The 25,489-nt window shown below is 55.3% G+C and carries 26 protein-coding genes and 1 tRNA gene; 12 read left to right on the top strand and 15 right to left on the bottom strand.

All coding sequences use genetic code 11. The features are described 5' to 3' along the window. Position 1: 1 nt before the first annotated feature. From ugpE to ugpB, 3 genes are all read right to left on the bottom strand, one after another. Positions 2–844 (bottom strand): sn-glycerol-3-phosphate ABC transporter permease UgpE, encoded by an 843-nt coding sequence (gene ugpE / locus HVE01_RS05880; protein WP_146942988.1) that lies wholly within the window; start codon positions 842–844, stop codon positions 2–4. 31 nt (positions 845–875) lie between these two features. Beyond that, complete coding sequence (ugpA, locus tag HVE01_RS05875; RefSeq protein ID WP_146942986.1) at positions 876–1,760, bottom strand: sn-glycerol-3-phosphate ABC transporter permease UgpA; 885 nt, start codon at positions 1,758–1,760, stop codon at positions 876–878. A gap of 98 nt (positions 1,761–1,858) precedes the next feature. After that, a complete protein-coding gene (ugpB, locus tag HVE01_RS05870; RefSeq protein ID WP_146942984.1) occupies positions 1,859–3,184 on the bottom strand; it encodes a sn-glycerol-3-phosphate ABC transporter substrate-binding protein UgpB in 1,326 nt (441 codons plus the stop codon). A 201-nt stretch (positions 3,185–3,385) separates the two neighbouring features. On the opposite strand from ugpB, the gene argE reads away from it, so the two are divergent. After that, positions 3,386–4,555: an acetylornithine deacetylase gene (argE, locus tag HVE01_RS05865; protein WP_146942982.1), complete on the top strand. Its 1,170-nt coding sequence runs from the start codon at positions 3,386–3,388 to the stop codon at positions 4,553–4,555. 99 nt (positions 4,556–4,654) lie between these two features. On the opposite strand, the gene HVE01_RS05860 is transcribed toward argE, so the two are convergent. Further along, entirely contained in the window at positions 4,655–4,966 is a 312-nt protein-coding gene (locus tag HVE01_RS05860) for a hypothetical protein (protein ID WP_125745026.1), read from the bottom strand. Positions 4,967–5,120: 154 nt separating this feature from the next. Between HVE01_RS05860 and HVE01_RS05855 the strand changes: the two genes are divergently transcribed. Further along, complete coding sequence (locus HVE01_RS05855) at positions 5,121–5,582, top strand: YchJ family protein (RefSeq protein WP_146942980.1); 462 nt, start codon at positions 5,121–5,123, stop codon at positions 5,580–5,582. Beyond that, entirely contained in the window at positions 5,575–5,874 is a 300-nt protein-coding gene (locus tag HVE01_RS05850; RefSeq protein WP_146942978.1) for a GIY-YIG nuclease family protein, read from the top strand. The genes HVE01_RS05855 and HVE01_RS05850 overlap by 8 nt, the downstream gene beginning before the upstream one ends. Before the next feature lie 26 nt (positions 5,875–5,900). Here the strand turns inward: HVE01_RS05850 and HVE01_RS05845 are convergent, their stop codons facing one another. The 7 genes from HVE01_RS05845 to HVE01_RS05815 all read right to left on the bottom strand — a co-directional run bounded on the left by HVE01_RS05845 (position 5,901) and on the right by HVE01_RS05815 (position 13,107). Continuing rightward, positions 5,901–6,305: a universal stress protein gene (locus HVE01_RS05845; protein WP_146942976.1), complete on the bottom strand. Its 405-nt coding sequence runs from the start codon at positions 6,303–6,305 to the stop codon at positions 5,901–5,903. A gap of 85 nt (positions 6,306–6,390) precedes the next feature. After that, the gene (nhaC, locus tag HVE01_RS05840; protein WP_125745034.1) at positions 6,391–7,869 is read right to left on the bottom strand and encodes a Na+/H+ antiporter NhaC; all 1,479 of its coding nucleotides are present in this window, start codon (positions 7,867–7,869) and stop codon (positions 6,391–6,393) included. Positions 7,870–7,931: 62 nt separating this feature from the next. Next, positions 7,932–9,119 carry an acetyl-CoA C-acyltransferase gene (locus HVE01_RS05835; RefSeq protein WP_146942973.1) on the bottom strand — a complete coding sequence of 396 codons (1,188 nt, stop codon included), beginning with the start codon at positions 9,117–9,119 and terminating at the stop codon, positions 7,932–7,934. After that, positions 9,116–10,399: an ArgE/DapE family deacylase gene (locus tag HVE01_RS05830; RefSeq protein WP_146942971.1), complete on the bottom strand. Its 1,284-nt coding sequence runs from the start codon at positions 10,397–10,399 to the stop codon at positions 9,116–9,118. Before HVE01_RS05830 ends, HVE01_RS05835 begins: the two co-directional genes overlap by 4 nt. Further along, positions 10,399–11,052, bottom strand: a complete 654-nt coding sequence (locus tag HVE01_RS05825) for a 3-oxoacid CoA-transferase subunit B (RefSeq protein WP_095604401.1) — start codon at positions 11,050–11,052, stop codon at positions 10,399–10,401. Before HVE01_RS05825 ends, HVE01_RS05830 begins: the two co-directional genes overlap by 1 nt. After that, positions 11,042–11,743, bottom strand: coding sequence for a CoA transferase subunit A (locus tag HVE01_RS05820; protein WP_146942969.1), 702 nt, complete (start codon positions 11,741–11,743; stop codon positions 11,042–11,044). Before HVE01_RS05820 ends, HVE01_RS05825 begins: the two co-directional genes overlap by 11 nt. Positions 11,744–11,748: 5 nt before the next feature. Next, the gene (locus tag HVE01_RS05815; protein ID WP_146942967.1) at positions 11,749–13,107 is read right to left on the bottom strand and encodes an aminotransferase family protein; all 1,359 of its coding nucleotides are present in this window, start codon (positions 13,105–13,107) and stop codon (positions 11,749–11,751) included. A 110-nt stretch (positions 13,108–13,217) separates the two neighbouring features. Between HVE01_RS05815 and HVE01_RS05810 the strand changes: the two genes are divergently transcribed. From HVE01_RS05810 to HVE01_RS05790, 5 genes are all read left to right on the top strand, one after another. Continuing rightward, positions 13,218–14,123, top strand: coding sequence for a LysR family transcriptional regulator (locus HVE01_RS05810; protein ID WP_125745044.1), 906 nt, complete (start codon positions 13,218–13,220; stop codon positions 14,121–14,123). Between the two features lie 199 nt (positions 14,124–14,322). Further along, a complete protein-coding gene (locus tag HVE01_RS05805; protein ID WP_125745046.1) occupies positions 14,323–14,670 on the top strand; it encodes a hypothetical protein in 348 nt (115 codons plus the stop codon). 32 nt (positions 14,671–14,702) lie between these two features. After that, positions 14,703–16,445, top strand: coding sequence for a VRR-NUC domain-containing protein (locus HVE01_RS05800; RefSeq protein WP_146942965.1), 1,743 nt, complete (start codon positions 14,703–14,705; stop codon positions 16,443–16,445). Next, a complete protein-coding gene (locus HVE01_RS05795; protein WP_146942963.1) occupies positions 16,442–18,775 on the top strand; it encodes an ATP-dependent DNA helicase in 2,334 nt (777 codons plus the stop codon). The genes HVE01_RS05800 and HVE01_RS05795 overlap by 4 nt, the downstream gene beginning before the upstream one ends. Positions 18,776–18,791: 16 nt before the next feature. Then, positions 18,792–19,574 carry a sulfite exporter TauE/SafE family protein gene (locus HVE01_RS05790; protein ID WP_125745052.1) on the top strand — a complete coding sequence of 261 codons (783 nt, stop codon included), beginning with the start codon at positions 18,792–18,794 and terminating at the stop codon, positions 19,572–19,574. A gap of 69 nt (positions 19,575–19,643) precedes the next feature. On the opposite strand, the gene HVE01_RS05785 is transcribed toward HVE01_RS05790, so the two are convergent. Then, the gene (locus tag HVE01_RS05785; protein WP_146942961.1) at positions 19,644–19,832 is read right to left on the bottom strand and encodes a helix-turn-helix transcriptional regulator; all 189 of its coding nucleotides are present in this window, start codon (positions 19,830–19,832) and stop codon (positions 19,644–19,646) included. Further along, on the bottom strand, positions 19,829–20,020 hold the full coding sequence (locus HVE01_RS19965; protein ID WP_198350399.1) for a hypothetical protein: 192 nt from the start codon (positions 20,018–20,020) through the stop codon (positions 19,829–19,831). Before HVE01_RS19965 ends, HVE01_RS05785 begins: the two co-directional genes overlap by 4 nt. A gap of 457 nt (positions 20,021–20,477) precedes the next feature. Between HVE01_RS19965 and HVE01_RS05775 the strand changes: the two genes are divergently transcribed. Beyond that, the gene (locus HVE01_RS05775; protein WP_146942959.1) at positions 20,478–21,938 is read left to right on the top strand and encodes a M14 family zinc carboxypeptidase; all 1,461 of its coding nucleotides are present in this window, start codon (positions 20,478–20,480) and stop codon (positions 21,936–21,938) included. A 92-nt stretch (positions 21,939–22,030) separates the two neighbouring features. Here the strand turns inward: HVE01_RS05775 and HVE01_RS05770 are convergent. After that, positions 22,031–22,107, bottom strand: a tRNA-Pro gene (locus HVE01_RS05770). Positions 22,108–22,209: 102 nt separating this feature from the next. Continuing rightward, complete coding sequence (gene ispB / locus HVE01_RS05765; protein ID WP_125745058.1) at positions 22,210–23,214, bottom strand: octaprenyl diphosphate synthase; 1,005 nt, start codon at positions 23,212–23,214, stop codon at positions 22,210–22,212. Positions 23,215–23,499: 285 nt separating this feature from the next. Between ispB and rplU the strand changes: the two genes are divergently transcribed. From rplU to cgtA, 3 genes are all read left to right on the top strand, one after another. Continuing rightward, positions 23,500–23,811: a 50S ribosomal protein L21 gene (gene rplU, locus HVE01_RS05760; protein ID WP_030071396.1), complete on the top strand. Its 312-nt coding sequence runs from the start codon at positions 23,500–23,502 to the stop codon at positions 23,809–23,811. Positions 23,812–23,841: 30 nt separating this feature from the next. Beyond that, positions 23,842–24,099 (top strand): 50S ribosomal protein L27, encoded by a 258-nt coding sequence (gene rpmA / locus HVE01_RS05755; RefSeq protein ID WP_009097313.1) that lies wholly within the window; start codon positions 23,842–23,844, stop codon positions 24,097–24,099. A gap of 141 nt (positions 24,100–24,240) precedes the next feature. Then, positions 24,241–25,434 carry an Obg family GTPase CgtA gene (gene cgtA / locus HVE01_RS05750; protein WP_146942956.1) on the top strand — a complete coding sequence of 398 codons (1,194 nt, stop codon included), beginning with the start codon at positions 24,241–24,243 and terminating at the stop codon, positions 25,432–25,434. Positions 25,435–25,489 lie beyond the last annotated feature (55 nt).

Below are 25,489 nucleotides of genomic sequence, written 5' to 3'. Positions count from 1 at the left end.
CTTATTTCTCCGTCTCGGTCAGGCCTTTCACAAATAGGCGTTGCATAAACAGAATCACCAGTACCGGCGGCAGGGCGGCCATTACCACGGCAGCCATAATCAAGTGCCACTGGGGGTTCTCTTCTGAGGTCATGCGCTGAATACCCATCACAATGGTGTAGTAGTCAGGGTCGGTGGTGATCAGCAGTGGCCACAGGTATTGGTTCCAGCCATAGATAAACATGATCACAAACAGCGCAGCGATATTGGTCACTGACAGCGGCATTAAGATGTCTTTAAAAAACTTCAGTGGCCCGGCGCCGTCGACGCGAGCAGCTTCGAGCATTTCTTCGGGAATGGTCATAAAGAACTGGCGGAACAGAAACGTTGCAGTGGCCGAGGCAATCAGCGGAATCGACAGCCCGGCAAAGCTATTGAGCATGTTGAGATCCGCAACGACTTGAAACGTCGGAATAATGCGTACTTCCACCGGCAGCATCAAGGTGACAAAGATCACCCAGAAAAAGAACATCCGAAAGCGGAAGCGGAAGTAGACGATGGCAAAGGCGGAAAGCAGCGAAATAGACAGCTTACCTACCGTGATCGCCATGGACATAACAAAACTGTTCCATAGCATCATGCCTGCTGGCGGTGCGCCTGCGTTGGAAACGCCGGACTGCCACATACGGGTAAAGTTTTCGATACCGTGAGCGCCGGGCAGCATTGGCAGCGTACCGCGTAGTAGATCACCCGGTGCCTGGGTAGAGGCCACCAGCGCAACGTACACGGGGAACACCACCACCGCGACGCCAATCATCAACGTCAGATGAGCAAAAAAATTCGCCCAGGGTCGGTTTTCAACCATTGAAAGTCTCCCAAACAATTAGCCAGTGGTGTTAGTAATTCACGCGGCGCTCGATAAAGCGGAACTGCACCACGGTGAGTACGACCACAATGGCCATTAAGATCACTGACTGAGCGGCCGAAGAACCCAGGTTGAGCCCCACAAATCCGTCGGCATACACTTTGTAAACCAAGATATTGGTCGACTGGGCGGGGCCGCCTTGGGTTGTCGCATGAATAATGCCAAATGTATCGAACATGGCGTACACCACGTTAACCACCATCAAGAAGAAGGTGGTTGGCGTGAGCAGCGGGAAAACAATCGTCCAGAAGCGTTTCATGGGGCTTGCGCCATCAATGGAGGCGGCTTCAATCAGCGATTGTGGGATTGACTGTAGGCCCGCTAGAAAAAATAGAAAGTTATAGGAGATCTGCTTCCAAGCGGCGGCAAAAATCACCAACAGCATAGCGTCTGCGCCTGAGTTACGGTGATTCCACTGGTAGCCGACCATATCTAGCATATAGGGCACAATGCCAAGCGATGGGTTGAAGATAAACCACCACAAAACGCCCGCAATGGCAGGGGCAATCGCATAGGGCCATACCAGCAGCGTGGTGTAGGTACTGCGTGAGCGGATCATGCGATTAACCGTGCTCGCTAACAGCAGCGCAACGGACATGGAAAGTAGCGTGGTACCGACGGCAAACACCACTGTCACGGAGAGCGAGTTAAGATAAGCGCCATCGCGAAACAGGCGAGCGAAGTTTTCCAAGCCCACAAAAGTGGTGCGTAGCCCGAAGGCGTCTTCTCGTAACAGTGATTGATAAAGCGCTTGGCCAGCAGGCCAGATAAAGAAAATCAGTGTGACAATGACCTGAGGAGCCAGTAAGGCGTAGGGCAAAAAACGCCCAGGGAAGGTCATGCGTTTGGTTTGCATAGGCGACGTATCCTGCGTCTATAAACGCCACCAATAAGTGGGGCACTTAAAAATAGGCACGCCGCCTGCCAGGGGCAGGCGGCGGAACAAGTGCTTACTTACTGGTTGGCGGATTGAAAGTCGCGTAGCAACTGATTACCACGTTCAACGGCTGAGTCGGCAGCTTCTTGGCCAGATTTGCCACCGGTCATGACGGCTTCCATCTCTTCGGAGATAATGTCGCGAATCTGTACAAAGTTACCAAACCGCAGGCCCTTCGAGTTCTCGGTCGGTTCGTTTAGCGTCATCTGCTTCAGTGAAATATCGGCGCCAGGGTTCTCATCGTAGTAGCCCTGCTCTTTGCTCAAGTCCCACGCTGCTTGAGTGATGGGCAGGTAACCGGTTTGCTGGTGCCACTCGGCTTGTACCTCAGGCTGTGAGAGGTACTCAAAGAAGGCGGCAACGGCTTCATACTCGTCATCGGTGTGGCCTTGTAGTGCCCACAGGGTGGCACCGCCAATGATGGAGTTCTGTGGCGCGCCATCTACGTCGTCATAGTAGGGCTGCATACCGAAACCGACTTCAAAGTCAGAGTTAGCAGCGACATCCGCACGGGAAGCAGAAGAGCCGAAGAAAATTGCGCAGTCTTGTGAATAGAACAGCGGCTCTGAGTCAGGGCCAGAACCGGGGCCGCCCCACTTAAAGACATCCGCATCCTGCCAGGCCTTCAAGTTGTCCCAGTGTCGGGCAACCAGTTCGTTGTTGAAATTAAGCTCGGTTTCCAGGCCGCCAAAGCCGTTCTCTAATGTTCCTAGCGGCGAGTTATGCATAGCAGAGAAGTTTTCCAGCATCACCCAACTTGGCCATGAGGTAGTGAAACCACAGTTGGCCGCCCCAGAATCGACGATTTGGCGTGAAAAATCGGCCACTTCAGACCAGGTTTGTGGCGGCTGATCAGGGTCTAGGCCCGCTTCCTCAAACATGTCGCGGTTGTAGTACATAATCGGCGTAGAAGAGTTGAACGGGAACGACAGCATGTTGCCGTTGGTGTCGGTGTAATAACCAACCACGGCGGGCAGGAAGGCTTCGCGATCAAACGCGCGGCCATGCTCTTCCATCAACTCGTACACTGGGTAGATGGCGCCTTTGGCGTTCATCATGGTGCCGGTGCCGACTTCAAAAACCTGCAGAATATGCGGCTGCTCGCCCGCACGGAACGCCGCAATGGCGCCGGTCATCGTTTCGGTATAATTGCCGCGGTAGCTGGGTGTGACGTGGTAGTCGTCCTGAGAAGCGTTAAACTCCTCCGTCATTTCTTCAAGGATTTCACCAAGCTGGCCTCCCATGGCGTGCCACCAAGTCACTTCGGTCGCAGAATGGGCAGAAAGGCTAAACGTGGCCGTAGCCACCCCTAGGGCAAGCGCGTGCAATGTGAAACGAGACATAACGGCTCCTTGTGGGTCGTTCGCAGTACGTTTATTAAGTTTTTGGGTGCACTGAACAGTAGAAAGTGTAGATGACGTTTTCATGAATGCACGATGAACTCGACGTGACAGTCAACGTTTGGCTGTGCGTCGGCCTGCTTAGTAGGCAAAGGAGAGAGGCGGTGATAGGGTGATGTGAAGAGCCTAACTGACGAGAGCAGTATGACTGACGCGACCACATTACTGGCGAAGCTAGTATCGTTCGATACCACTTCCAGTGAATCTAATTTGGCCCTAATTGAATTCGTTGAGCACTATCTAGCCGATTATGGTGTGGCTTCAGAGCGGGTGATGAGCCCGTGTGGCAGCAAAGCCAACCTGATTGCCCGCGTAGGCCCTGACGCCCCTGGCGGAGTGATGCTTTCTGGGCATACCGACGTCGTACCGGTGGCTGGTCAACCATGGTCGAGTGATCCGTTTACCCTGCGTGACGGTGGCGATGGGCGTCTGTATGGGCGTGGTACCTGTGATATGAAAGGCTTTATTGCCTGTGCGTTAGCCATGGTGCCTACCTGGGTCAATGCGCCGCTGAAACAGCCCATCTATTTCGGATTTTCTTACGACGAAGAAATTGGCTGTGTGGGCGCGCCGAGTCTTATTAAACGCTTTTACGAGCACTACTCCACCACCGCCCACGTCATTGTTGGTGAGCCTACCAGCATGCAGCCGGTGGTCGCGCAAAAAGGCGCAACTAATCTGCGCACTACCGTGATTGGCCAGGAGGCCCACAGTAGCCAAGTGAATCAAGGCACCTCAGCTATCCATGTTGCGGCAAGGCTCGTCACGTTCATTGAAGACACCATGGCGGCATTGGTAGAAGAGGGCCGCGTCGATGAGGCCTTTAATGTGCCTCATACCAGCCTGCACGTTGGCAAAATAAAAGGCGGCACGGCAATCAATATTATGGCGCGGGAGTGTCAGTTTGAGTGGGAAATTCGCCATCTGCCCACGGACACCTTCGATGAAATATACGCGCGCTTTGATGCCTATTGCGCCCAGCTAAGCGCTGAGCTGCAGGCTAAAGGCAAGCACGTTGAAATCACCACCGAGCCGCTAAACGTAACAGTGCCGGGCTTGGCCGACCGCGCAAACGACCAGGTGCTTCGTTTAGCCAAAGATCATCTGCCACACGCCTGCTGTAATCATGCGGTCGCTTATGCCACCGAGGCCGGGCAGTTCCAAGGCCAGGGCTTGCAGACAATCATTCTTGGCCCTGGCAGCATCGCCCAGGCGCATCAACCCGATGAGTATATTGAGACGGCGCAGTTGCACGAGTGTACGACGTTTATGCAGCGATTAGGGCAGGCGCTAGAAACACCCCATTCGGGATGATGGTTGCTAATTAGCCCGCAATATAAATAGCCCACAATAAAAAACACCCGCCAATATAAACTAGGCGGGTGTTTTCTTGAGACGCTTACGGACTGGCTGTTAGTGCTGATGCTGCTCTTCGTAAAGCTCTGCTTTCGCATGGCGCATCACATCTTCGCAGGCCTGCTGGCGGGCAAGCTGGGTCAGCAGCCGCTGAGTCACCTCAAACCCTTTTCCCAAACAGGTATCAACTTCGTCTCGGCTAACGTGGGGAGAGACGTTATAGTCGATTTTTACCGTACGGCCACTGCCTTCTAGTCGATCGGCGATTTGTCTAAGCCGCCAGGCGATTCGCTCTTTCCAGGTTGCTGATTCTACCGCGCCTTCGTTTACGCTAAACGTGCACTGCCACTCGGGTTTGTAAACCTTCATAGGAGAACCTCCACTGGGTTTGGAAAGAATGCTTGGTCGTGTGTCGTACTCCGTCTGTCTAATGATGTAGCTCTGGTACTATATCTAACTCTGTACCAATACCGAAACAAAACGTATACCTAATCTATAGCCCAAACAATACTGAGCCTTTAATATGACGCTTTCAACGCCTGTCATTTGCCCGTGTGGCAGTGGTGCTGCATTTGCGGCGTGTTGCCAGCCTTATCACCAAGGTGCAACGCCACCTACGCCGGAAATACTAATGCGTTCGCGTTATACGGCATTCGCGTTGAATAGCTGTGATTACCTACTCGCCACTTGGCACGCATCAACGCGGCCAATACAGCTCCTGCCCGACCCAAACACCCAATGGAAAGCGCTCACGATTGTGGCGGCACCGCCAGCAAAAGAGGCTCAGGGCACAGTACATTTCTTAGCCTATTTCCGTGAACAAAACCGCTGGCATGTGCTGGAAGAAAACTCACGGTTTGTGTTTGAAGACGGGCGCTGGTGGTATGTGGATGGCATGCCGACCATTGAACGCCTCAAACCCCGGCGAAACGAGCGCTGTCTATGTGGTAGTGGTCGAAAAATAAAGAGTTGTTGCGGTGAGTAGTATCAATACCGATGCCCAATGGTTCCTCTACTTACTTGAGTGCAAACGCGGCACCTACGTGGGGATTACCAATAACCTAGCGAAACGTTACCAAGCACACTGCGACGGTAAAGGCGCCCGCTATACCCGAGCGAATCCACCGATAGCACTGCTCGGCGCGCAACCTTTTGCAGATCGCGCCGCAGCCAGCCGCGCTGAATATACGCTGAAGCGCCAAACGCCAAGCCGAAAACGTCAATGGGCCACTCAGTGGCCGGTTAGCGATTTTTCCGGCTCGGCGTTGGATAGGTAACTTGCGCCGCTGATCGAATGACCGGTCTACCGAACCACCGTCACGGTACACGCTGCCTGGCGTACAACATTGAGGGCGGTGGAGCCCATAAAATGGTCGGGAAAACCAGGGCGATTCGAGGAAATAATGATGCAATCGACGCCGTTGCGTTTGGCAAACTTGACCACCTGATGGGCGGCATTGCCTTCTACAATATGAATCTCGTAGTGCTCGTCGCCAATTTTCTTACGAATACCGTCCTTAATGCGTTGCGCGGTGGTTTCGCGGTAATCACTGGGCAGTGATGGTGCGATATAAGGGGGAATACGCTCCATTACCGAAATGATCTGTATGGTGCTGTCGTTGTCTGCCAGCTTACGTGCCACTTCGATTTTTTGCAGGATATTGGAGTTATTGTCTGCCGCCGTTGTGATTAGAATATTCTTATACATGCGAGGTGCCCTCAGGTTGATAGGCAGTGGTGCGAGGCGACAACTCGGCCGCCCCTGGCCACGTGTTGGTCTGATAGGTGGCGATCTACTTCGCTAGCTCGGCTTGCGGCAGATTTTCGGTGTTTGGCTGGTTATAGGTGTTGACGTCGTTACGCTCGCCTTCACGCCAAATGCAGATATTGAACAGGCCGTACACAATGGCAATCACGGGAGTGATAATGGCGAGGAAGGTCCAACCCATGTAGTCCCACGCAGAGACATCCAGCACGCCCATGTAGTAAGCACCGCCGAGTCCCCAAGGAACGAGCGGCGAAGTGACCGTGGCCGAGTCCTCACAGGTGCGCGAACATACCGATGGCAGAATGTTGAGTTTGCGGTAGGCGGGTACGAACATGCGGCCCGGAATAATAATGGCAATATACTGGCTAGCCGAGAACAGGTTGGTGGCCAATGACGAGAACACATGAGTCACGATGAGCCCGCGTGAATTACTGACCAGTTTGCCCATCTTTTCCAATAACACTTCGAGCATGCGGGTCTTCTCCAGCAGGCCACCCAGGCTAAGTCCGATAAAGCCCAGCGAGATGGTCCACATCATGCCTTGCAAACCGCCACGGCTAAGTAAGCTATCAACGGCTTCAACACCAGTTTCCGAGACATAGCCGTAGTTCATGTAATTCATCATGCTGCCCAGCCCAACCCCTTGAGTGGCGACGGCAAGTCCCGCTCCCAATAGGCTGCCAATGACCATGACAGCCAGGGCATTGATGCGCCGATAGGCCAAAACAACCACCACTAATGGGGGCAGGAAGGCGAGCAGACCCACTGAGAAATTATCGCTAATGCCTGACAGCAGTTCCGCAGTGCGGGAAATATCAGCGCCTTCGCCGTCAAACTGCATGCCGATAAAGAAGAACAGAATAATGGTAATGATCAGTGCCGGGCCGGTGGTATAGAACATCGAACGGATATGGTCGAACAGGTTGGCCTCGGCAACCCCGGCAGCGAGGTTGGTGGAGTCTGATACTGGTGAAATCTTGTCACCGAAGATAGCACCAGAAATAACCGCGCCCGCGGTCATCGCCGGAGAGATATCCAGACCGCTGCCGATGCCGATAAAGGCTACGCCGAAGGTGGCCGCGGTGGTCCATGAGCTGCCGGTGACCAGCGAGGCAACGGCACACACGATGACCGCCGTGACCAGGAAATAGGAGGGATTGATCAGTTGAAGACCATAATAGATCAGCGAGGGAATTGTGCCGGAGGCAATCCAACTGGCGACTAACACACCGACCATCATTAAAATCAGCATCGGCAGCATGGCAATTTCGCAGCCATACAAAATGCCTTTCTGAACATCCTGCCAACTGAAGCCGGAGTACAGCGCGATGATGGCGCAGACCACAATGGCAAAGATCAGCGAGATATGGGTGACCCAGTCTTCACCCAGTAAAAAGATCTGCGCAAACATCATAAAGCATAAGAAACCGATGCCAATGATGGCGCCCCAAAACGAGGGCCGCTTGTTTTCGTCGTTGGTTATTGTTGACGTTGTTGTCGACATTATTGTTCTCCTTATAAGGAGTTAGTGTTATTTGCCGCTTGGTTAAACGGCTTCTCGTTGTTTTAGCGTTCTAAAATGATGGCGATGCCTTGCCCACCGCCGATGCAGGCCGCCGCGCAGCCATAGCGTTGCTGGCGGGAGTGAAGAAGTCGGCTAAGCGTGCCAGCTAGGCGGATGCCGGTCGCGCCTAACGGGTGCCCCAGCGCCATGGCGCCACCCCAGATATTGACGCTCTCAGGGTCAATCGAAAGCTCTCCCATGGCATGCAGCGGCACCGCGGCGAAGGCTTCGTTGATTTCCCATACGCCGATATCCTGCGGTGTCAGCTGGGCCTGTTTCAGCGCACGACGAATGGCGGCGGCGGCACCGGCGCCCATCTCCTCTGGCTTGACGCCGCAGTCGGCGATGGCTACAACGCGTGCTAAGGGACTAATGCCGTGCTGGCGCAGGGCAGATTCAGACATCAGCAGCGTGGCAGCGGCACCAGAGGTCAGCGGCGAACTGTTGCCGGCGGTCACTACGCCACCTTGCATAAACACCGGGTCCAGCCCCGCCAGGCGCTCAGCGCTGGTATCCGCGCGGATGTTGCTGTCCGCGCTGACCGGTTCGCCTGCCGCGTTGTTCAGGGTTAAGCGCTCAGCGTCAAAGTGACCTGCTGCGTTTGCCTTAGCGGCACGCTGGTGGGAACTGAGGGCGAGTGCGTCCATCGCCTCACGCGAAATACCGGCAGCCTTGGCCAGTCGTTCGGCGGTCAGCCCCATGTTGAGCACCACGTCGAGTGCCAGCCAGTCGGCTGTTTGCAGCGTTTGAGGGCTGGTCAGCACGCCTTCCTTAAACAGTGCCGGGCCCATGGGTACACGGGTCATGTTTTCCACGCCGCCGGCCATGCCAACCTCAACCGCGCCCGCCTGAATCTCCCGTGCGGTGCTGCGCAGCGCGGCAAGTCCCGAGCCACATTGCTGATCAATCTGGCGGGTAGCGCAGCCCTGGCCACGTGCTCCCAGCCGCTCGGCAAGCCACAGCGGGTAACGCCCACCAAAGCTCCACTGCTCTTTTACTGGCAAGGCGCAGCCAATGCTCAGGTCTTCCACCACCGCGCCGTCAACGCCGCTACGTGCTAATAAGCCATCGAGCACGCTGGCCAGCAGGGCATCGCTGCGGGTATCGGCCCAGGCATCGACCTCGGGTTTGCGGGGATGAGCGCGGCTGAAGGCGCTGCGCGCATAGTCGGCGAGATACACGTCTCTCATGAGTGGGTCTCCTGGTTGTCTACCATGTGCGCCCAGCGATGGATGAATAGGGCGTAGGTGGTTAGCACGTGGCGGATTGAGTCGATGTTGACGCACTCGTCTACGCCGTGAATGCGCTGAGCAACCGGGCCGTAGCAGGTGCCGTTGATCTCGCCGGAAACGTGAAAGGCCCTCAGGTCAGTGGTGCAGGTGGACAGGTAGTGGGCAGGTGGTTCGCCGAGCAGCGCTTCGTGGCACTCCGAGAGAAGCCGGATGCCTGGGGTATCGAGATTGACCACATGTCCTTCGGAACGAAAACCATGGAAGCTGATCGTGGGTGGTGGTGTGGCGTCGTCAAGCTCGGCGTGGCGGGTCATCAGGGTGTCGCGGACCCGCTGCATGGCCTCCTCTGGTGACATGCCCGGCGGGAAGCCAACACGCCCTTCCAGAATGGCGTGGGCCGGTACGCTGGAAGCCCAGTTGCCCGCATCTACGCGGCCAACGCTAAGGTTGAACGGGTGAGGGTGGTCGACGTACAGCGCAGGCCGTGGCAGCTCATTCATTTCCGCTTCCAGGGCTTTCAGTGCGGGTAGGTAGTCCTGTAGGGCTTCAATCGCATTGCGCCCGGCGCTTGGGTCAAGCACATGGGCGGGCACGCCATCCAGGCGCATTCGAAACCAAAGTACCCCCACTTGGCCAGCGTAGATCTGAGCGCCGAAAGGTTCTGGTATCAGGACGAAATCGCCGCTAAAGCCTTGATGCAGGCAGGCCAGTGCGCCGTTGCCGGTGCACTCTTCTTCAATGACGGTTTGCAGGGTGAGCGGGAAGTTGATCTCGACGCCCGCCTGGCGCACCGCCTCAACCGCCATCACCATGGCGGCAATCCCTGCCTTCATATCACCCGCGCCACGGCCATACAGCCAGCCATCTTTTTGCCATGGCTCCCAGGGTGGGCGGGTCCACATATCGATGGGTTCGGCAGGTACCACATCGAGATGACCGTTGAACACTAAATGTGGCCCTGGAGCGCCGGGGTTAAGGTCTGAAATAACATTGTAACGGCCGGTGCTGGGCCATTCGGTGGGGGCACGATGGGGGTGCTCCTCAAAGCCGGGGGCATCCAGGGGGACGCGGGTGACCGGCAGACCCAGGCGTTCCAGATGGCGCTCCATGGTATCCAGTGCACCCTGTTCCTGGCCAAGGACGCTATAGCCCCGCACCAGATCACTGGTCAGTTCCAGGGTGTCGTCCATCAAGGCATTGCAGCAGGCAATGATGCGTTGTTCGGTGGCGTCGAGCATCAGAATCTCCCTAAACGTGATTCATCAATCAGCAGAGGGGCGTCGGTAGCTTCGCGCAGCGCTTCAACGCTCAGCCCTTCGGCGATTTCTACTACCTCAAGTCCTTCCGGAGTCACATCCATCACGGCTTTCTCGGTGATAATGCGGGAAATACAGCGACTGGCGGTCAGCGGTAACTGGCAGCGGGTGAGGATCTTGGGGTTGCCGTGCTTATCGTTGTGGGAGCACAGCACCACCAGTCGGGCGACTTTCTGGGCCAGCTCCATAGCACCGCCAATGCCCGGCGAGAATTTGCCGGGGATCTTCCAGTTGGCTAGGTTGCCTTCCTGATCCACCTCGAAGGCACCCATAAAAGTAACGTCCACACGACTGCGGCGGATCATTGCAAAGGACGTGGCGCTATCGAACACGCTAGCCCCTGCGCGGGTGGTGATATACGCACCGCCGGAGTCAATCATGTCGATATCGGGCGCTTCACCTTCTTGGCGGGGGCGGCAGCCCAGCACGCCGTTTTCGGAATGCACCAGGACATTCATGTCATCGGGCAGGTAGTGGAACAGCCGTGTCGGCAGCCCGATCCCCAGGTTGACGATCTGGCCGTCGATGACTTCACGGGCGGCGCGGGTCAACATACGCTGCTGATCAGAGAGCATGGGGGCGAACTCCTTGCTGGCTGGAGGCACGGGCAACCTGCACCACATGACTGACAAAGGCGCAAGGCGTATGAATGGTGTCGATAGGCAGGTCGCCGGGTTGGTCGATACGGTAGGTTTGGGCAATCACTCGCTCGGCGGCCATGGCCATTAAGGGGTTGAAATTGCTGGCTGTGGCGCGATAGATCAGGTTGCCGTAGCGGTCGGCTCGCTCGGCATGAATTAGCGCAACATCAGCCTGTAAGGCTGGCTCAATCGCCCAGGTGCAACCTTCCACACTGATTTCCTGACGGCCTTGGGCAATTTCCGTACCGATGCCGATATCGGTAAGAAAGCCGCCATGGCCAACGCCTGCACAGCGAATTTTTTCAGCCAGCAGCCCCTGCGGATGAAAAATGACCTCCATCTCGCCAGCATTCATAGCGTCAATGGCTGTTCGATTGAGGCCTAAGTGAGAGGTAATCAAGCGCTTTACACGGCCTGCCTCAATGAGCTTGCCGATACCGATCCCAGGTTCATTGGCATCGTTTTTAATCAGCGTCAGGTTGCGTTGTCCGCTGGCGAGCAGGGCGTCGAGCAACGCAAAGGGCGTGCCCGGCGAGCCAAAGCCGCCGACCATGATGGTCGCACCATCAGCAATCTCGGCGATAGCCGCGTCAATATCACAGCATTTTTGGTTTAGCAGCGTCATGGTGTTTAGCGCTCCCGGGAGAGTTGTGGGTGCAAATCAGCGGCGCTAAGCTCTTGATCAAAACGCGCCATGGCACGCGCTAAGCGTTCCAGCAGAGTGTCGACTTCCTCGGGCTGAATAGTCAGCGGCGGGCAGACCAGGAAATGATCACCGGCCACGCCATCCAAAGTGCGGCGAGGGTAGATCAGCAGGCCCTCCTGCTTGGCTAGTGCGGTGATCTGGGCGAAACGGTTTTGCTCGGCCGGGAAAGGCTGACGCGATTCGCCATCAGCAACCAGTTCGACGCCCCATAACAGGCCCGCGCCGCGCACATGACCGACCCAGTCGTAGCGCTCGGCAAGCTTGCGCAACCCAGCTTCCAGCTGCGCGCCACGTTGGCGGGTATTTTCCAGCAAATCTTCGCGCACAATGGCCTCAAGCACGGCTAGGCCGGTGGCGCAGGCCAGTGGGTTGCCTGCATAGGTGTGGCCGTGCTGGAAGCCGCCGCTGGCCATAACCGTTTCGACGATAGCGCTGCGGGCGAGCAGCGCGCCAATGGGGTAGTAACCCGCGCCCAGCCCCTTAGCGGTGACCAGGATGTCCGGCACCACATCGTAATGCTGGCAGGCAAACCAAGTGCCAGTTCGACCCACGCCGGTGAGTACTTCATCGGCAATCAGCAAGCAGCCGAATTCATCGCATAAGGCACGAATGCCTTGCAGGTAGCGTTTGCCTAACAGCCGTGCACCGGTACTGGCACCGCCGATGGGTTCGATGACAAAGCCTATTAGTGATTCAGGGCCAGCGGCTTCCATGGCGGCGCGGGTCTCTGCCAGGATGTGGTCAACGTGGGTGTCATCATCACACGCCTGATGACGATAGAAATCCGGCCCCGGCACCTTGATGGACGCATGGGTCATGCTGGTGAAGGGCGCTTCCAGTGGCTGATAGCCGGTCATGCCCAGTGCCCCCATGGTGCTGCCATGATAAGAGGGGCGCAGCGATACAAAGCGCTGGCGCTGAGGCTGGCCAAGGGCGTAAAAGTACTGCCTCGCCAGCTTGAGAGCCGACTCCACTGCCTCGGAACCGCTGGAAATGAAAAACACCTTGCCAAGTTCACCCTCAAATAGCTCGACCAGCCGATGACCAAGCGCAACGGCGGGGGCGCTTTCAAACTGGGTGCGATAGGTGAAGGCCACCTTATCCATCTGGGCGAGCATGGCGTCACGAATATCCTGTCGACCATGGCCAAGGTTGCAGGAAATAGCCCCGGAGCAGCCATCCAGATAATCCTTGCCCTGGGTATCCCAGAGCATAACGCCATCAGCGTGGCTGACTTCCGGCAGGGCAGGACCTGCCTGGTAGAACAGCGGGGAGTCGGTCATCACGTTTTCCGTTTTTTATGGTGTGGTGAAAAATCTCCCTTGCAGTCTAGGTAGGCTTGTTAATATATTTCAATATATGATCGTTTTTCGAATATCAATGAGTAAAAGTCATGCCTGAAGTTACCATTAACTCGTTGAAAGCATTAGCAACTTTTAAGACGCTGTATGAAGTGGGTAGCGCTTCAGGGACGGCACGCCTGCTTGGCATGACGCAGTCGGGGGTCAGTCGTTCGCTGGCGCAGCTTGAAGAGAACCTGGGGATTCAGCTCTTTCTACGTGAAAAAAACCGCTTGCTCGCAACGCCTGAGGCACGCGAGCTGTACGATGAGATTCTCAGGCTGATGGGCAATATTGAAGAGCTACGCCATAGCGTGTTGGCGCTTAAGGAGTTCGGCACATCACGCTTGAGAATTGCCGCTATTCCCGGGCTATGTTTTGGCTTTGTGCCCCAGGTAGTCGCTGCGCTACTAGCTGAAAATAGCCGGATAAGTATTAGTTTGGACATGATGTCGAGCCACGATGTACAAACAGCGGTGGAATCAAGCCATGCGGATATCGGCTTTATCACATTGCCAGCGACGTCTCCCCAACTCTTAACAGAAACACTGCTGGTGACAGAAGCCGTGGCGCTGGTGCCTGACAAGCTTGAATTAGCCACGCGTGAGGTGGTTGAAGTCAGTGATTTGCGTGGTCAACATTTAGTGATCAGTAACCAGCCAAGTGTCAGCACGAATCCACTACTGGAACTTGTCGCCGAGCACGGTGTTAAAATCTCAGGTAAAACGGAAGCTAATATCGGCACGATTAGCGCCTTGGTAGCTAATGAGGTCGGTGTCACGGTAATGAACCCGATTACTGCACAAGATCAGCTATCGCGCCACGACCATGTCAAGGTGCTGCCTTTTAGGCCAGCGTTGTCGTTTGGTTTTGGCATTGTTTATCGCCCGGAGTGGCATGAGTCTAAAGTGCTGGCGTCGCTTAAGCGCAAAGCGAAAGAGACACTAATGAATTACTAACGTTTAAAAATCATTTTGTTCGATTAGCAGGTATAGTACAGATATAGAGCGTTACGTCTTGGCTTCGGCCATGCCTGAGGGTCAGGAATAGGCCGAAGGTGACAGTTGCACTAGAATCGGGCAATCTAACGCCCTTTTTCGCCAGTGCTAATGGGCCAAGCTCATTAAATTTCAATCATCATTCAGCATGGAGTGCAGTGTGGCAGTTTACGGCGGTATTCAGGCACATGAATTGGAACGTTGGTTAAATGCATTAACCAACGCGGCCTATGATCGACGCTGCCCGCTTTCCAAAGTGCACGGCGGCAACGCCCGTGCCCGCACTGCTCGCCAGGACTTGCTGCATCTCGCCCAGGTTTTCCGTAGTGGTGAACGAATTCGCGATGACGTGGCCGCTAGCTTAAGCCGCTGGTGCCAGCATTATCTGACAGAAGCGGAATGGTATGTGCTGGTGGGGAGCCGCCAGCCTGTTGCCCAGTCAGAGGCGTCATCCTCTGCTACTGATGACGATGCGCTGGATGCACTTTATCAGCATCGGGTGGGTTAACCTGCTTCATCAAGCACTGTTACAATGGATAAATGAACAGTGCTCCTATCGCATCAGCGACCGCCTCTTTAGATGACCCTTTCTACTATCTGACGAACTTTCGTTACGTGTTGGCGTGGGTAGAAGCCCGCCACTATGATCTATTAAGTGCTGCTGAGCGCGACGCTATTGGTCATTTTGAAATGTTACCCCAGGATTCCCAAGCACTATTGGTGCGCATGGTGATGCGTAAAGGGGAATTATTTCGTCTGGATAAATTGAGCTATGCGGAAATCGGTGACGCCAAGCAGGCCTTGGCGCCGTTGGTGGGGCTTGGCTGGGTAGACAGTGCCCCACTGTTAAGCAGCCGTGAGCTATTTCGCCTGTTGCGACTGAGTGAACTGCGCCAAGCATTGGCTGGCGAGATGGCCAGCGCAGGTTTGCCCCGCAATAGCACAAAAGCTGCGCTTCAAGCAGCACTTGAAGAGTTGCTAGAAGCGTCTGCCCCCCTTCAGCAGTGGTGGCCAACGGCAACGACGCAGATTGTGCGGCTAACGGTGATGGCGCTTTGTGATCGACTTCGGCTGATGTTTTTCGGCAATTTGCGCCAGGACTGGGCAGAGTTCGTGCTAACGGAGCTGGGCCTGCAGCGCTTTGAGCAAGTACCGTTTAGCGCGGAATCACGCGCCTTCCAAAGCCGCGATGACGTAACTACTTACTTAACGCTGCACCGCTTGCGCGAACGCTTGGACGACGGCGAGCTGCCGCAAGCACTTTCCATCGAAGTGCCTCCAGCTTCTAGCAACCGTTGGTTAGCCTCTCGGCGGGCGCGGTTGCTGCTTGCCATGGGACGCGAGGCCGAGCGCGGCGGTGACGCAGAGTTAGCGTTAACACTCTACGCTGACGCCAATAACAGTGATGCGCGTATTCGCAGATTGCGCGTGTTAGAGCGTCTGGGTCGTTATTCAGACGCTTATGAACTCACGATCAGCGCGCTGGACGCGCAACCAAGCGAGGCCGAAAGCCAAGCGCTTATGCGGCTGCTGCCGCGTTTAGCACGCAAATTACCCCAGCAGGTTGAGCGCTCGACTGGGTCTGATCAACAAGCGGTCCAGGCGCCTACTTTTGTGCTTCATTTACCTGGCCCTCAGCCAGTTGAGCGTGCCGTTGCTGACGACATGGCGACCCCTAACGCGCCGGTGTATTACGTTGAAAATAGCCTGCTGACGGGGCTATTTGGCTTGCTGCTCTGGCCGGCCATTTTTAAACCCCTGCCAGGGGCGTTTTTTCACCCGTTTCACAGCGGGCCTGCGGATTTATACCGCGAGGATTTTGTCGCTCAGCGGCAAGTCGAAATCACCGCCTGCCTAGCCCAGTTGGATGACGGCCGCTATCAGGACACGATACTGCGCACGTGGCACGCCAAGCAGGGCATCGCCTCGCCCTTTGTTCACTGGGGAGTTGTCAGTGAAGAGCTGTTAACGCTTGCGCTTAAGTGCTTGCCGCCTGCCCATTTGCGGGCCTGTTTTATGCGGCTATTAGATGACCTTAAACATAACCGTGCAGGCCTACCTGACCTGATTCAGTTGATGCCGGACGCACCGCCCGGCGAACCACGCTACAAAATGATAGAAGTGAAAGGGCCGGGGGATCGTCTACAAGATAACCAACGCCGCTGGATCGGCTTCTTTTGTCACCACGGCATGCCCGTTGAAGTATGTCATGTGCGCTGGCAGTCAGCATCTGAAGCACAAGGGTCTCAACCAGAAAGGTTTGAACGAGAAGATGCCGAATGAGCCGTTACCGGGTAGCGGTGCGCACGCTTTGTGATTTCACCGCACGGGAGGGCGACCTTGATCACCGCTTTACGCCAGCACCCAGCGCTCAGGAAGGTATCGAAGGGCATAGGTTAGTGGCTAGCCGCCGAGGCGAGGATTACCTAGCCGAATTGCCGCTTTCCGGTGAGTATCAGGGGCTTCGCGTGGCAGGTCGCGCTGACGGTTTTGATCCCAGCGCTAAGCGTTTGGAAGAGGTCAAAACATATCGTGGCAATCTAGATCGCATGGCAGCTAATCAGCGTGCGTTGCATTGGGCCCAGGTGAAAATATACGGTGCGCTGCTGTGTGCCGAGCGCGGCCTTGAGCGGGTCACGCTGGCGTTAGTGTATCTGGAGATTAGCAGCGGTCAGGAAACGCTGCTGGCCCACGAAGCCAGTGCCACTGATCTGCAGGCGTTTTTTACCGCTAAATGCCAACGCTTTTTGGCCTGGGCAGAGCAGGAGTCTGCCCATCGCCAACGCCGCGATGAGTGGCTGGCGACGCTGGCGTTTCCCTATCCTGATTTTCGCCCTGGGCAGCGGGCGTTGGCGGAAGATGTCTATAAAGCAGCCAGCACCGGTCGCTGCCTACTGGCCCAAGCCCCTACCGGTATTGGCAAAACCCTTGGCACGCTGTTTCCGATGCTGACTGCAATGCCCCGTCAGCAGCTGGATAGGCTGGCCTTTCTGACCATGAAAACCCCGGGCCGCCGTGTAGCGCTGGATGCGCTGGCGCGTCTTGCTACCCCCAGCTCATCACATCCTGCTTCATCACCCTCTACTTTATCTTCCTCCACAGCGTCTGCACTCGCATCGCCGCTGCGGGTGTTGGAACTGGTGGCTAGGCAAAAAGCCTGCGAATACCCAGGTACCGCTTGCCAAGGCGATGCTTGCCCGTTGGCAGCGGGTTTTTATGACCGCTTGCCTGCCGCCCGTCAAGCCGCGGTGGCACGTCGCTGGCTAGATCGTGCCGGATTGCGTGAGGTGGCCCTTTCCCACAGTGTGTGCCCGTATTATTTAGGCCAAGAGCTAGCCCGCTGGGCAGACGTCGTCGTGGGCGATGTGAATCACTGGTTTGATAGCCATGCGCTGCTGCATGGTTTAGCCCAAGCCAACGACTGGCGGGTAGGCCTGTTGATAGATGAAGCGCACAACTTAGTTGAGCGAGCGCGGGGCATGTACAGTGCCGAGCTTTCTCAGCAGCGCTTGAGCCGTCTGCGTCGCCGCTCACCTCCCGCGCTTGCTAAACCGCTCGCTCGTGTCGGCAGGCAGTGGCAGGCACTAACGAAGGCCGTGAACCCCGATGCAGCGGTGTCACAGCGTTACCATTTACTTGAGGCGCTGCCCAACAAGCTGGTGGCCGCAATGCAAACCTTGGCTGGCGCGATCACCGATTATTTGGTTGAGCACCCCGACGCCTCAAGCATTGAGCTTCAAGAGCTGCTGTTTGACGCATTGACCTTCTGCCGTTTGGCGGAGCAGTTTGGTGACCACTCACTTTGCGACCTTGCCAGTTATGGCCGAGGCGACGCAGTGCTAGGGCTGCGCAATGTCATTCCTGGGGATTTTCTAGCGGCACGCTTCAAGGCTGCCCACAGCGCTGTGTTGTTTTCGGCCACATTGACCCCGTTTCACTACTACCGCGATTTACTCGGATTGCCGCAAAACAGTGTGTGGCGGGAAGTGGCCTCACCGTTTGCCGCCCGCCAGTTAGACGTACGTATTCGCGCCGATATTTCCACTCGCTATCATCACCGTGAGGCCTCGGTGGCGTCTATTGTGGAAGTCTTAGCCGATCAGTATCAGCGTCAACCTGGCCACTATCTGGCGTTTTTTAGTAGCTTTGCTTATCTGGAGCAGGTGATGGCGCAGTTTCAGCACGCACATCCCAGCGTACCGATGTTTGCCCAAACCCGTGGAATGCAGGAAACCGAGCGCGACGCCTTTCTGGCGCGCTTTACCCCGGGTGGGCAGGGCATCGGCTTTGCCGTGCTAGGCGGCGCTTTCGGCGAAGGCATCGACCTGCCTGGCGAGCGCCTAATCGGCGCATTTATTGCCACCTTAGGCCTGCCACCGTTTAACGACTTTAACGAAGCGCTGAAAGCGCGCCTGAACACCCACTTCGGCCAGGGCGACGATTACACCTACCGCATACCCGGCATGATCAAAGTGGTGCAAGCCGCTGGAAGGGTGATTCGCAGCCCCGAAGATGAAGGGGTTGTGATATTAATGGACGACCGTTTTGCCCAAGCTAAAGTGCGCGCTTTGCTGCCACGCTGGTGGGGGCTAGACAACCACTCATCTTCTTAGAGGCCATGCACGCGCAATGACAGATTTACTCTGGTACCAATACCTTCTCATCGGACTTATTTTTGCTTGGAGCGGCTTTGTTCGCACTAGCCTTGGTTTTGGTGGGGCCGTGCTAGCGCTGCCTTTTCTGCTGCTGGTGGTCAACGAACCGCTGGTCTTCCTACCGATTGTGGCCATTCATCTGCTGATTTTTTCCAGTTGGATTGCCTGGAACGGCCATCGTCAAGTGCAGAAAGCGGGTGTGGGAGGTACGTCGCCGGAAAGTAATATCGACTGGGGCTATTTAACCAAAGCCCTGAAAATCATGATCGTGCCTAAGTTGGTCGGGGTGGTGGGGCTGTTGACGCTGCCTTCTCAGATCATGACCAACATTATTTTCGGCATTGTGATCATTTATGCCATTGGCTATGTGCTGAACAAACCGTTTAGAAGTAACAACAAATACGTCGATATCGTGCTGCTTGCTCTCGGCGGCTATGTCAGCGGCACCTCGTTGATTGGCGCGCCGCTGATTGTCGCGGTGTTCGCCACCCACGTCGCCAAAGAGCAGCTGCGCGACACCATGTTTGTGCTGTGGTTTATCCTGGTGATGATTAAAATGGCGTCGTTCATCATCGCCGGCGTCGACCTCCAGCTAATTCATCAACTATGGCTGCTGCCCTGTGCATTTATCGGCCATTTGCTAGGCGAAAAAGCCCACCGCTACATGCTAAAAGCAGACACCGGGCTGTTCTTCCGCGTACTGGGAGCCGTGCTGATCTTGGTCAGCGTGATAGGGCTGATTCACCCACCAGGGTAGAGAAGGCTTTTACAGTTGTGGGGGCGGCAGACTTTGCAGTCGCCCCATGTACTCAAAAGATGGCTTCAATCATTCCTCAAAAATATTTTCAATCCTGGTCTCAAATACTCGTGAAATAACAAAGGCAAGAGGCAAACTTGGGTCATATCTATTATTTTCTATAGAGTTAACTGTTTGGCGTGAAACCCCCAGTCGACTTGCTAACTCACTCTGAGACCAGCCCCGCTCTAAGCGCAATATCTTGACTTTATTTTTCATCGATACCGTATATTTCCTATAGCAGTTCCAAGCACCCAGAAGCTAGCCATCATTGGCCAAACTACAAACATGCTAATTTTCGGGAAGCCTACGTTTTCAAGAAAGCCATAGCTGAAGGTCAGCAGGGCTGTTGCAGCAAACGCTAATACAATTGCTTCAAATTGTATTTTGCGCTGTAGCTCATCCATTTTTCTGACGCCTCTAATGATCACCCAGCCTACGACCAATGCTGGCACCACAGGCATCAGAGAAACCAATACAGGCCAACTAACCTAGAGTTAGTGAGTACGCTAGCGTTACCCCATATGCTATCAGGCTTAACCCTAACTCTAAGAAATATCGATACTTCATTGGAGTCATCACTTAATGTAAAGGATGCTTTACATTAAGAGGTGCGCAGCTGTATGTCAAGCATGCTTTACATAGACAGCCGCGACAGGATGAATGCCGTGTTTCCCCTTATGCCCTGAACCCGTTGGCAGTTTTTGAGCAAGAGTACTAAAGTAAGTAAGTGGTATATTAGAAATCTTATTATAAGGTTTCTAAAACAATAAGTTAGGCTAGGGTGAGTAGCCTTTAAGATATCTTCCCATATTGGATAGGGCAGTGGACAAAGGCCCCGGACCCGTTAAAGGAATAATGATTATGGAGCTTCAGGATAGCGGTAAAATAGTACAATCAATCTACTTTTCTCTACTTGGTCGTGCGGCAGACCCCGAGGGGTTTGGTTTCTGGCAGGAGCGGCTGGAAAGCGATGGACTTCAGGCCGTATTGTCTGAAATTGCGAGCTCGAAGGAAGCTCAGACGTACATGCAAGAGGCATCTGATAGCGAATATGTTGCTGACCTCTATGAGCAGCTGTTTGCTAGAGCGGCGGACACGGAAGGTCATGACTTCTGGGCTGGCAAGTTAGAAGCCGGTGAGCTAAGTCGTGCAGAACTCCGCGGGGCTGTGATACAGGCCGCGGCAGACACTGATACAGAGGCTTTGAATGCCAAGCTGGCGGTTGCCGACTATTATAGCCAGAACGTATCAGCAGAGAATTACAGTGCCGAGCAGTCTCTGGTCATGGAGAGCCTTCACAGTAATGAACAGCTATATGCTGAATTGCAGCGCCTGGATACTGAGTACGAATCCATGGACCTTTCTCAGGTTGGAGAGTCCGTGGAAGGTAACCCGCTTTACAAAGCGGTAGTCGGTAGTGGACCCAAGACGCTGATGATTGCTACTCAGCAGCATGGGGACGAGCCGCTGGGAACCGAGGCGGCTTTGTACCTGCTGGAATATCTGGCAGGAGATAGTGTCGAAGCTAAAGCATTGCGAGAAGAGGTAACCGTAGTGGTCATGCCTCGAGTCAACCCGGACGGCTTTGCCCGCTGGGAGCAGCAGGTTGCAGGAGCTGAAGATGTGCTCGACCCGCGTCGTAACTCGAATGACATCGATCTCAATCGTACTTATGACCCCAACGAGGAGCAGAATCCTGAGCAGGCTCCGGAGTCGGCGGCGGTAAGAGAAGTCGTCAAGGAGTATCGGCCCGACTTATACCTCGATTACCATCACCAGAACAACTACCGGTCTGAGGATGAGACGCTGGATAGCATGTCGGTGCTCTGGGCGACCAGCGATGAAGTGGAGCCTGCCTTGATGGAATCGGGTCAGCGCGCTGTGGTTGCCATCAAGGAAGCCTTGGAAGACTTCGAGCATGACAGCCTGACCCTGTTCCCTGGTAGTGATAACCCGGCTATCAGCCGCAACGGCTTTGCACTTGATGGTACGCCCACGTTGTTGATCGAGCAGCGTGGACTCCAGGAGATGGATCAGCTTGCTCAAGGTCTTGACCTAGATTACAGCGCATTAGCTGCAGCTCTGACTCTGGAAGGGTGGCTCAGCATGATAGGTGTGATCGAGTTCATGGCATCGGGGGAGTTCGACTCTCTGGACCCGGCTATTGCACAGCAGATAGCTGAACGCTCTGAATATGTCGACTTTGCTGACCTGTATAGTGACGATGCGGCTGTCGCGAATATTGCTGAAGAGGCAGGGGGCTTTGAAGAGGCCTTTCTGGCTGGAGTGTCGCAAGGTCTGGAGGATGGTCTAGTTGGGTAAACCCACTAGGTTGTTCACGGAAATGCCTAGCGGCCATTAGCAAAAACGGCCACTTAGCTCTCAGAGCAAGTGGCCGTTTTTTCTGGAATTCTTGGTCGGAATAGCAGGATTCGAACCTACGACCTCTGCCTCCCGAAGGCAGCGCTCTACCAAGCTGAGCTATATTCCGAATATTGTCGCAGCAGCGCTCAACAACGGAGCGAATCATACGCAGGCGAAGGTTTTTTTTCAAGTCCCTTTTTACGCGCTGTGTTGCTTTGTTGCGCAGACTTTATGCTTTGCGATCAACCGCTAACCGAGCGATGTTAGCCATGCTATCTCGATAAGGGCTGGGTGGCAGAGCATCAAGTTCGGCTAGGGCTTTATCGGCCATCTCAACGGCTCGTGCGCGGGTATATTCCAGTGCGCCGGTGGCATTGATGATCTCAAGCACCTCGTCGAGCTGTTCTAGTCCGCCTTTGCGAATCACTTGGCGGATTAGCTTTGCCTGTTCCGGTGTGCCGCGTTCCATGGCATGAATTAGCGGTAGGGTCGGTTTACCTTCTGCTAGGTCGTCGCCGACATTTTTGCCCATGGCTTCGGCATCGCCTTGGTAATCCAGCAAGTCGTCGATGAGCTGGAAAGCCAGGCCTAAATAGCGGCCGTAGTACTGCAGTGCACGCTCTTGCTCCGGTGTGGCGTCGGCAAGCACAGCACCGCTGTGGGAGGCGGCTTCAAACAGCATTGCTGTTTTACCTTGAATGGTTTCAAAGTAATCCGCTTCAGAAATGCTGGGGTTACCGATATTGGTGAGCTGTAGGACTTCGCCTTCGGCAATCACGCAGGTCGCGCCGGAAAGAATTGCCATAATGCGCATCGACCCTACGTCCACCATCATTTGAAACGAACGCGAATAGAGGAAGTCACCCACCAGTACAGATGGCGCATTGCCCCAGGCATCGTTGGCGGTTTTTTTGCCACGCCGCATATGCGATTCATCGACCACGTCGTCGTGCAGCAACGTGGAGGTGTGCATAAATTCGATTAGCGTGGCTAGGGTGATGTGTTTGTCGCCCTCATAGTCTAGCGCCCGGGCAGCTAGCAGCACGAGTAAGGGACGCAGGCGTTTGCCGCCGCTTTCAATAATATATTGGCCGATGGTTTCGACCAGCGGCACCTTGGAATTCAGCTGCGCGACAATGGTCCGGTTTACGGCGTCAAAGTCATCGGCCACCACGGCGTGCAGCGGTGAAGGCGTTGGGCTGGCAAGCGGGGGTTGAGAGACGTTGGCTGTCATGGGTTCCGTTCATCGCGGGGGTGGGATAGTTGGAGCCATGCTATGGGGCTGTCTGTGAGGCGTCAAGGTAGCGTTAGACGTTCGTGGTGCGATGTATGATTGACAATGCCCGGTGGTCTTGTGGTAAACCGCGATAATCGCTATAATTCGCGACCCACTCATCATGCTCCCTGTCAGATGGCTGCCAAAAGGGGCGCCACTCGCAGCAGGTCGATAAGAGCGGAAGGCGATGAGCGTTGGTTACGCGAGGCGTAACCGGCATTAACGACAAGTCCGGAGAGCGACATGTACGCAGTTATTAAAAGCGGTGGCAAACAGTACCGCGTTCAAGAAGGTCAAACCCTCAAGCTCGAAAAAATCGAAGTCGCTACCGGCGAAACGATTGAGTTTGATGAAGTGCTGTTGGTTGCAGACGGCGATGATGTCAACGTTGGCGCGCCTTTAGTAAGCGGCGCCAAAGTGTCCGCTGAAATCGTTTCCCACGGCCGTGGCGATAAAGTAACGATCATCAAGTTCCGTCGCCGGAAGCATCACATGAAGCGTCAGGGCCACCGTCAGTGGTTCACTGAAGTCAAAATTACCGGAATTTCTGCGTAAGCAGTCGATTCCCTTTAGGAGGATTTTGCAATGGCACATAAAAAGGCAGCCGGCTCCACGCGTAACGGTCGCGATTCCGAGTCCAAACGCTTAGGTGTGAAACTCTTCGGTGGCCAAGCAGCCAGCGCGGGTAGCATCATCGTTCGTCAGCGTGGCACTCGTTTCCACGCAGGCACTGGCGTTGGCCTGGGCCGTGATCACACGCTGTTCGCTTTGAACGACGGCTTCGTGAAGTTCGAGACCAAAGGTCCGAACAACCGTAAATTCGTTAGCATCGTTTCTGCCTAAGCAACAGCTGTTGCGCAGAACGAAGATGACGAAATAAAAGCCCCGCCATGGCGGGGCTTTTTTGTCTTTTCGATCCCTTTTGCCTGTTAGTAATGGGCGGGATATTGCAGTTAGGGCGGCGGAAGCGGCCGGGAGAATCCAATGCAGTTCGTCGATGAAGCCTCGATTATTGTTGAGGCAGGTAAAGGCGGCAATGGCTGTCTGAGCTTTCGCCGCGAAAAATATGTGCCCAAAGGTGGCCCTGATGGTGGCGATGGTGGCCATGGTGGCAGTGTCTACCTGATAGGTGACGATTCACTGAATACCTTGATTGATTTCAAGTTTCAGCGTTTTTACAAAGCGGAAAACGGTCAGGGTGGCATGGGCCGCCAGATGAGCGGTAAAGCCGGTGAAGACCTGCATGTGAAAGTGCCGGTGGGCACCACGGTGATCGATGAGGACACCCTTGAGGTGATCGCCGATGTCACGGATATCGGCCAGGTGGTACTGGTGGCCGAAGGTGGTCGCCGTGGGTTGGGCAATATTCACTTTAAATCTTCGACCAACCGTGCGCCACGTCGCACCACGCCGGGCACCGAAGGCGACCGCCGTAACCTGCGCCTGGAAATGAAGGTAATGGCCGACGTCGGCCTGCTGGGCATGCCGAATGCGGGTAAGTCCACGCTGATCCGTTCGGTATCCGCGGCTAAACCCAAAGTGGCGAACTATCCGTTCACTACCCTGGTGCCTAACCTGGGTGTTGTGAAGCTGGGTATGCACGAGCACTTTGTGATGGCCGATGTACCAGGTCTGATTGAGGGTGCCTCTGATGGCGCGGGCTTGGGTCTGCGTTTCTTGAAGCACCTGACCCGTACACGTCTGCTGTTCCATGTGGTGGATGTGGCGCCGTTTGACGACTCCGATCCGGTGGAGGCGGCGCAGGCGATTATTCACGAGCTAGGCCAGTTCTCGCCGGCGCTTTCTGAGCGGCCGCGTTGGTTAGTGCTGAACAAGTTTGATCTGCTGCCAGAAGATGAGCGCGAAGCCCGTGCCGAGGCAATTATCCAAGCACTGAACTGGGATGGCCCGGTATTCCGTATCTCGGCAATCAGCAGCGATGGCACTGATAAGCTAGTACAGGCGGCGTATCGCTGGCTGACTGAGCAGCAGCGCCTGGAAAATGAAGATGAAGAAGCCCATGCCCGCGAGCAAGAAATGCGCCGCCGCATGGAAGAAGAATCAGTGGCCCGTACGGAAGCGCGTCTTGGCCGTCGCCGTAAGCGTGATGACGACGATGAAGATGACGACGACTTTGACGATGATGATTACGATGTCGAGGTAGAGTACGCCCCATAACCGATCCGTCGGTTGAATGGGTGACGTCAGCAGGGTTAGCGGAATCAAACGCGTG

Source organism: Vreelandella venusta (assembly GCF_007989605.1).
Lineage (GTDB): Bacteria > Pseudomonadota > Gammaproteobacteria > Pseudomonadales > Halomonadaceae > Vreelandella > Vreelandella venusta.
The sequence above is the reverse complement of the archived record's forward strand: the minus strand, read 5'-3'. Positions and strand labels throughout refer to the sequence as shown.

Coding starts and splice junctions, on each gene's coding strand:
- HVE01_RS05835 (WP_146942973.1), bottom strand. CDS start 9,119: ATGAGAGACGTGTATCTCGCCGACTATGCGCGCAGCGCCTTCAGCCGC.
- HVE01_RS05815 (WP_146942967.1), bottom strand. CDS start 13,107: ATGACCGACTCCCCGCTGTTCTACCAGGCAGGTCCTGCCCTGCCGGAA.
- HVE01_RS05845 (WP_146942976.1), bottom strand. CDS start 6,305: ATGTATAAGAATATTCTAATCACAACGGCGGCAGACAATAACTCCAAT.
- nhaC (WP_125745034.1), bottom strand. CDS start 7,869: ATGTCGACAACAACGTCAACAATAACCAACGACGAAAACAAGCGGCCC.
- HVE01_RS05800 (WP_146942965.1), top strand. CDS start 14,703: ATGAACAGTGCTCCTATCGCATCAGCGACCGCCTCTTTAGATGACCCT.
- HVE01_RS05790 (WP_125745052.1), top strand. CDS start 18,792: ATGACAGATTTACTCTGGTACCAATACCTTCTCATCGGACTTATTTTT.
- HVE01_RS05820 (WP_146942969.1), bottom strand. CDS start 11,743: ATGACGCTGCTAAACCAAAAATGCTGTGATATTGACGCGGCTATCGCC.
- HVE01_RS05795 (WP_146942963.1), top strand. CDS start 16,442: ATGAGCCGTTACCGGGTAGCGGTGCGCACGCTTTGTGATTTCACCGCA.
- HVE01_RS05825 (WP_095604401.1), bottom strand. CDS start 11,052: ATGCTCTCTGATCAGCAGCGTATGTTGACCCGCGCCGCCCGTGAAGTC.
- HVE01_RS05775 (WP_146942959.1), top strand. CDS start 20,478: ATGGAGCTTCAGGATAGCGGTAAAATAGTACAATCAATCTACTTTTCT.
- HVE01_RS05830 (WP_146942971.1), bottom strand. CDS start 10,399: ATGCTCGACGCCACCGAACAACGCATCATTGCCTGCTGCAATGCCTTG.
- HVE01_RS05855 (WP_146942980.1), top strand. CDS start 5,121: ATGACGCTTTCAACGCCTGTCATTTGCCCGTGTGGCAGTGGTGCTGCA.
- ugpE (WP_146942988.1), bottom strand. CDS start 844: ATGGTTGAAAACCGACCCTGGGCGAATTTTTTTGCTCATCTGACGTTG.
- rpmA (WP_009097313.1), top strand. CDS start 23,842: ATGGCACATAAAAAGGCAGCCGGCTCCACGCGTAACGGTCGCGATTCC.
- ugpA (WP_146942986.1), bottom strand. CDS start 1,760: ATGCAAACCAAACGCATGACCTTCCCTGGGCGTTTTTTGCCCTACGCC.
- HVE01_RS19965 (WP_198350399.1), bottom strand. CDS start 20,020: ATGGATGAGCTACAGCGCAAAATACAATTTGAAGCAATTGTATTAGCG.
- HVE01_RS05860 (WP_125745026.1), bottom strand. CDS start 4,966: ATGAAGGTTTACAAACCCGAGTGGCAGTGCACGTTTAGCGTAAACGAA.
- ugpB (WP_146942984.1), bottom strand. CDS start 3,184: ATGTCTCGTTTCACATTGCACGCGCTTGCCCTAGGGGTGGCTACGGCC.
- argE (WP_146942982.1), top strand. CDS start 3,386: ATGACTGACGCGACCACATTACTGGCGAAGCTAGTATCGTTCGATACC.
- rplU (WP_030071396.1), top strand. CDS start 23,500: ATGTACGCAGTTATTAAAAGCGGTGGCAAACAGTACCGCGTTCAAGAA.
- HVE01_RS05810 (WP_125745044.1), top strand. CDS start 13,218: ATGCCTGAAGTTACCATTAACTCGTTGAAAGCATTAGCAACTTTTAAG.
- cgtA (WP_146942956.1), top strand. CDS start 24,241: ATGCAGTTCGTCGATGAAGCCTCGATTATTGTTGAGGCAGGTAAAGGC.
- HVE01_RS05785 (WP_146942961.1), bottom strand. CDS start 19,832: ATGAAAAATAAAGTCAAGATATTGCGCTTAGAGCGGGGCTGGTCTCAG.
- ispB (WP_125745058.1), bottom strand. CDS start 23,214: ATGACAGCCAACGTCTCTCAACCCCCGCTTGCCAGCCCAACGCCTTCA.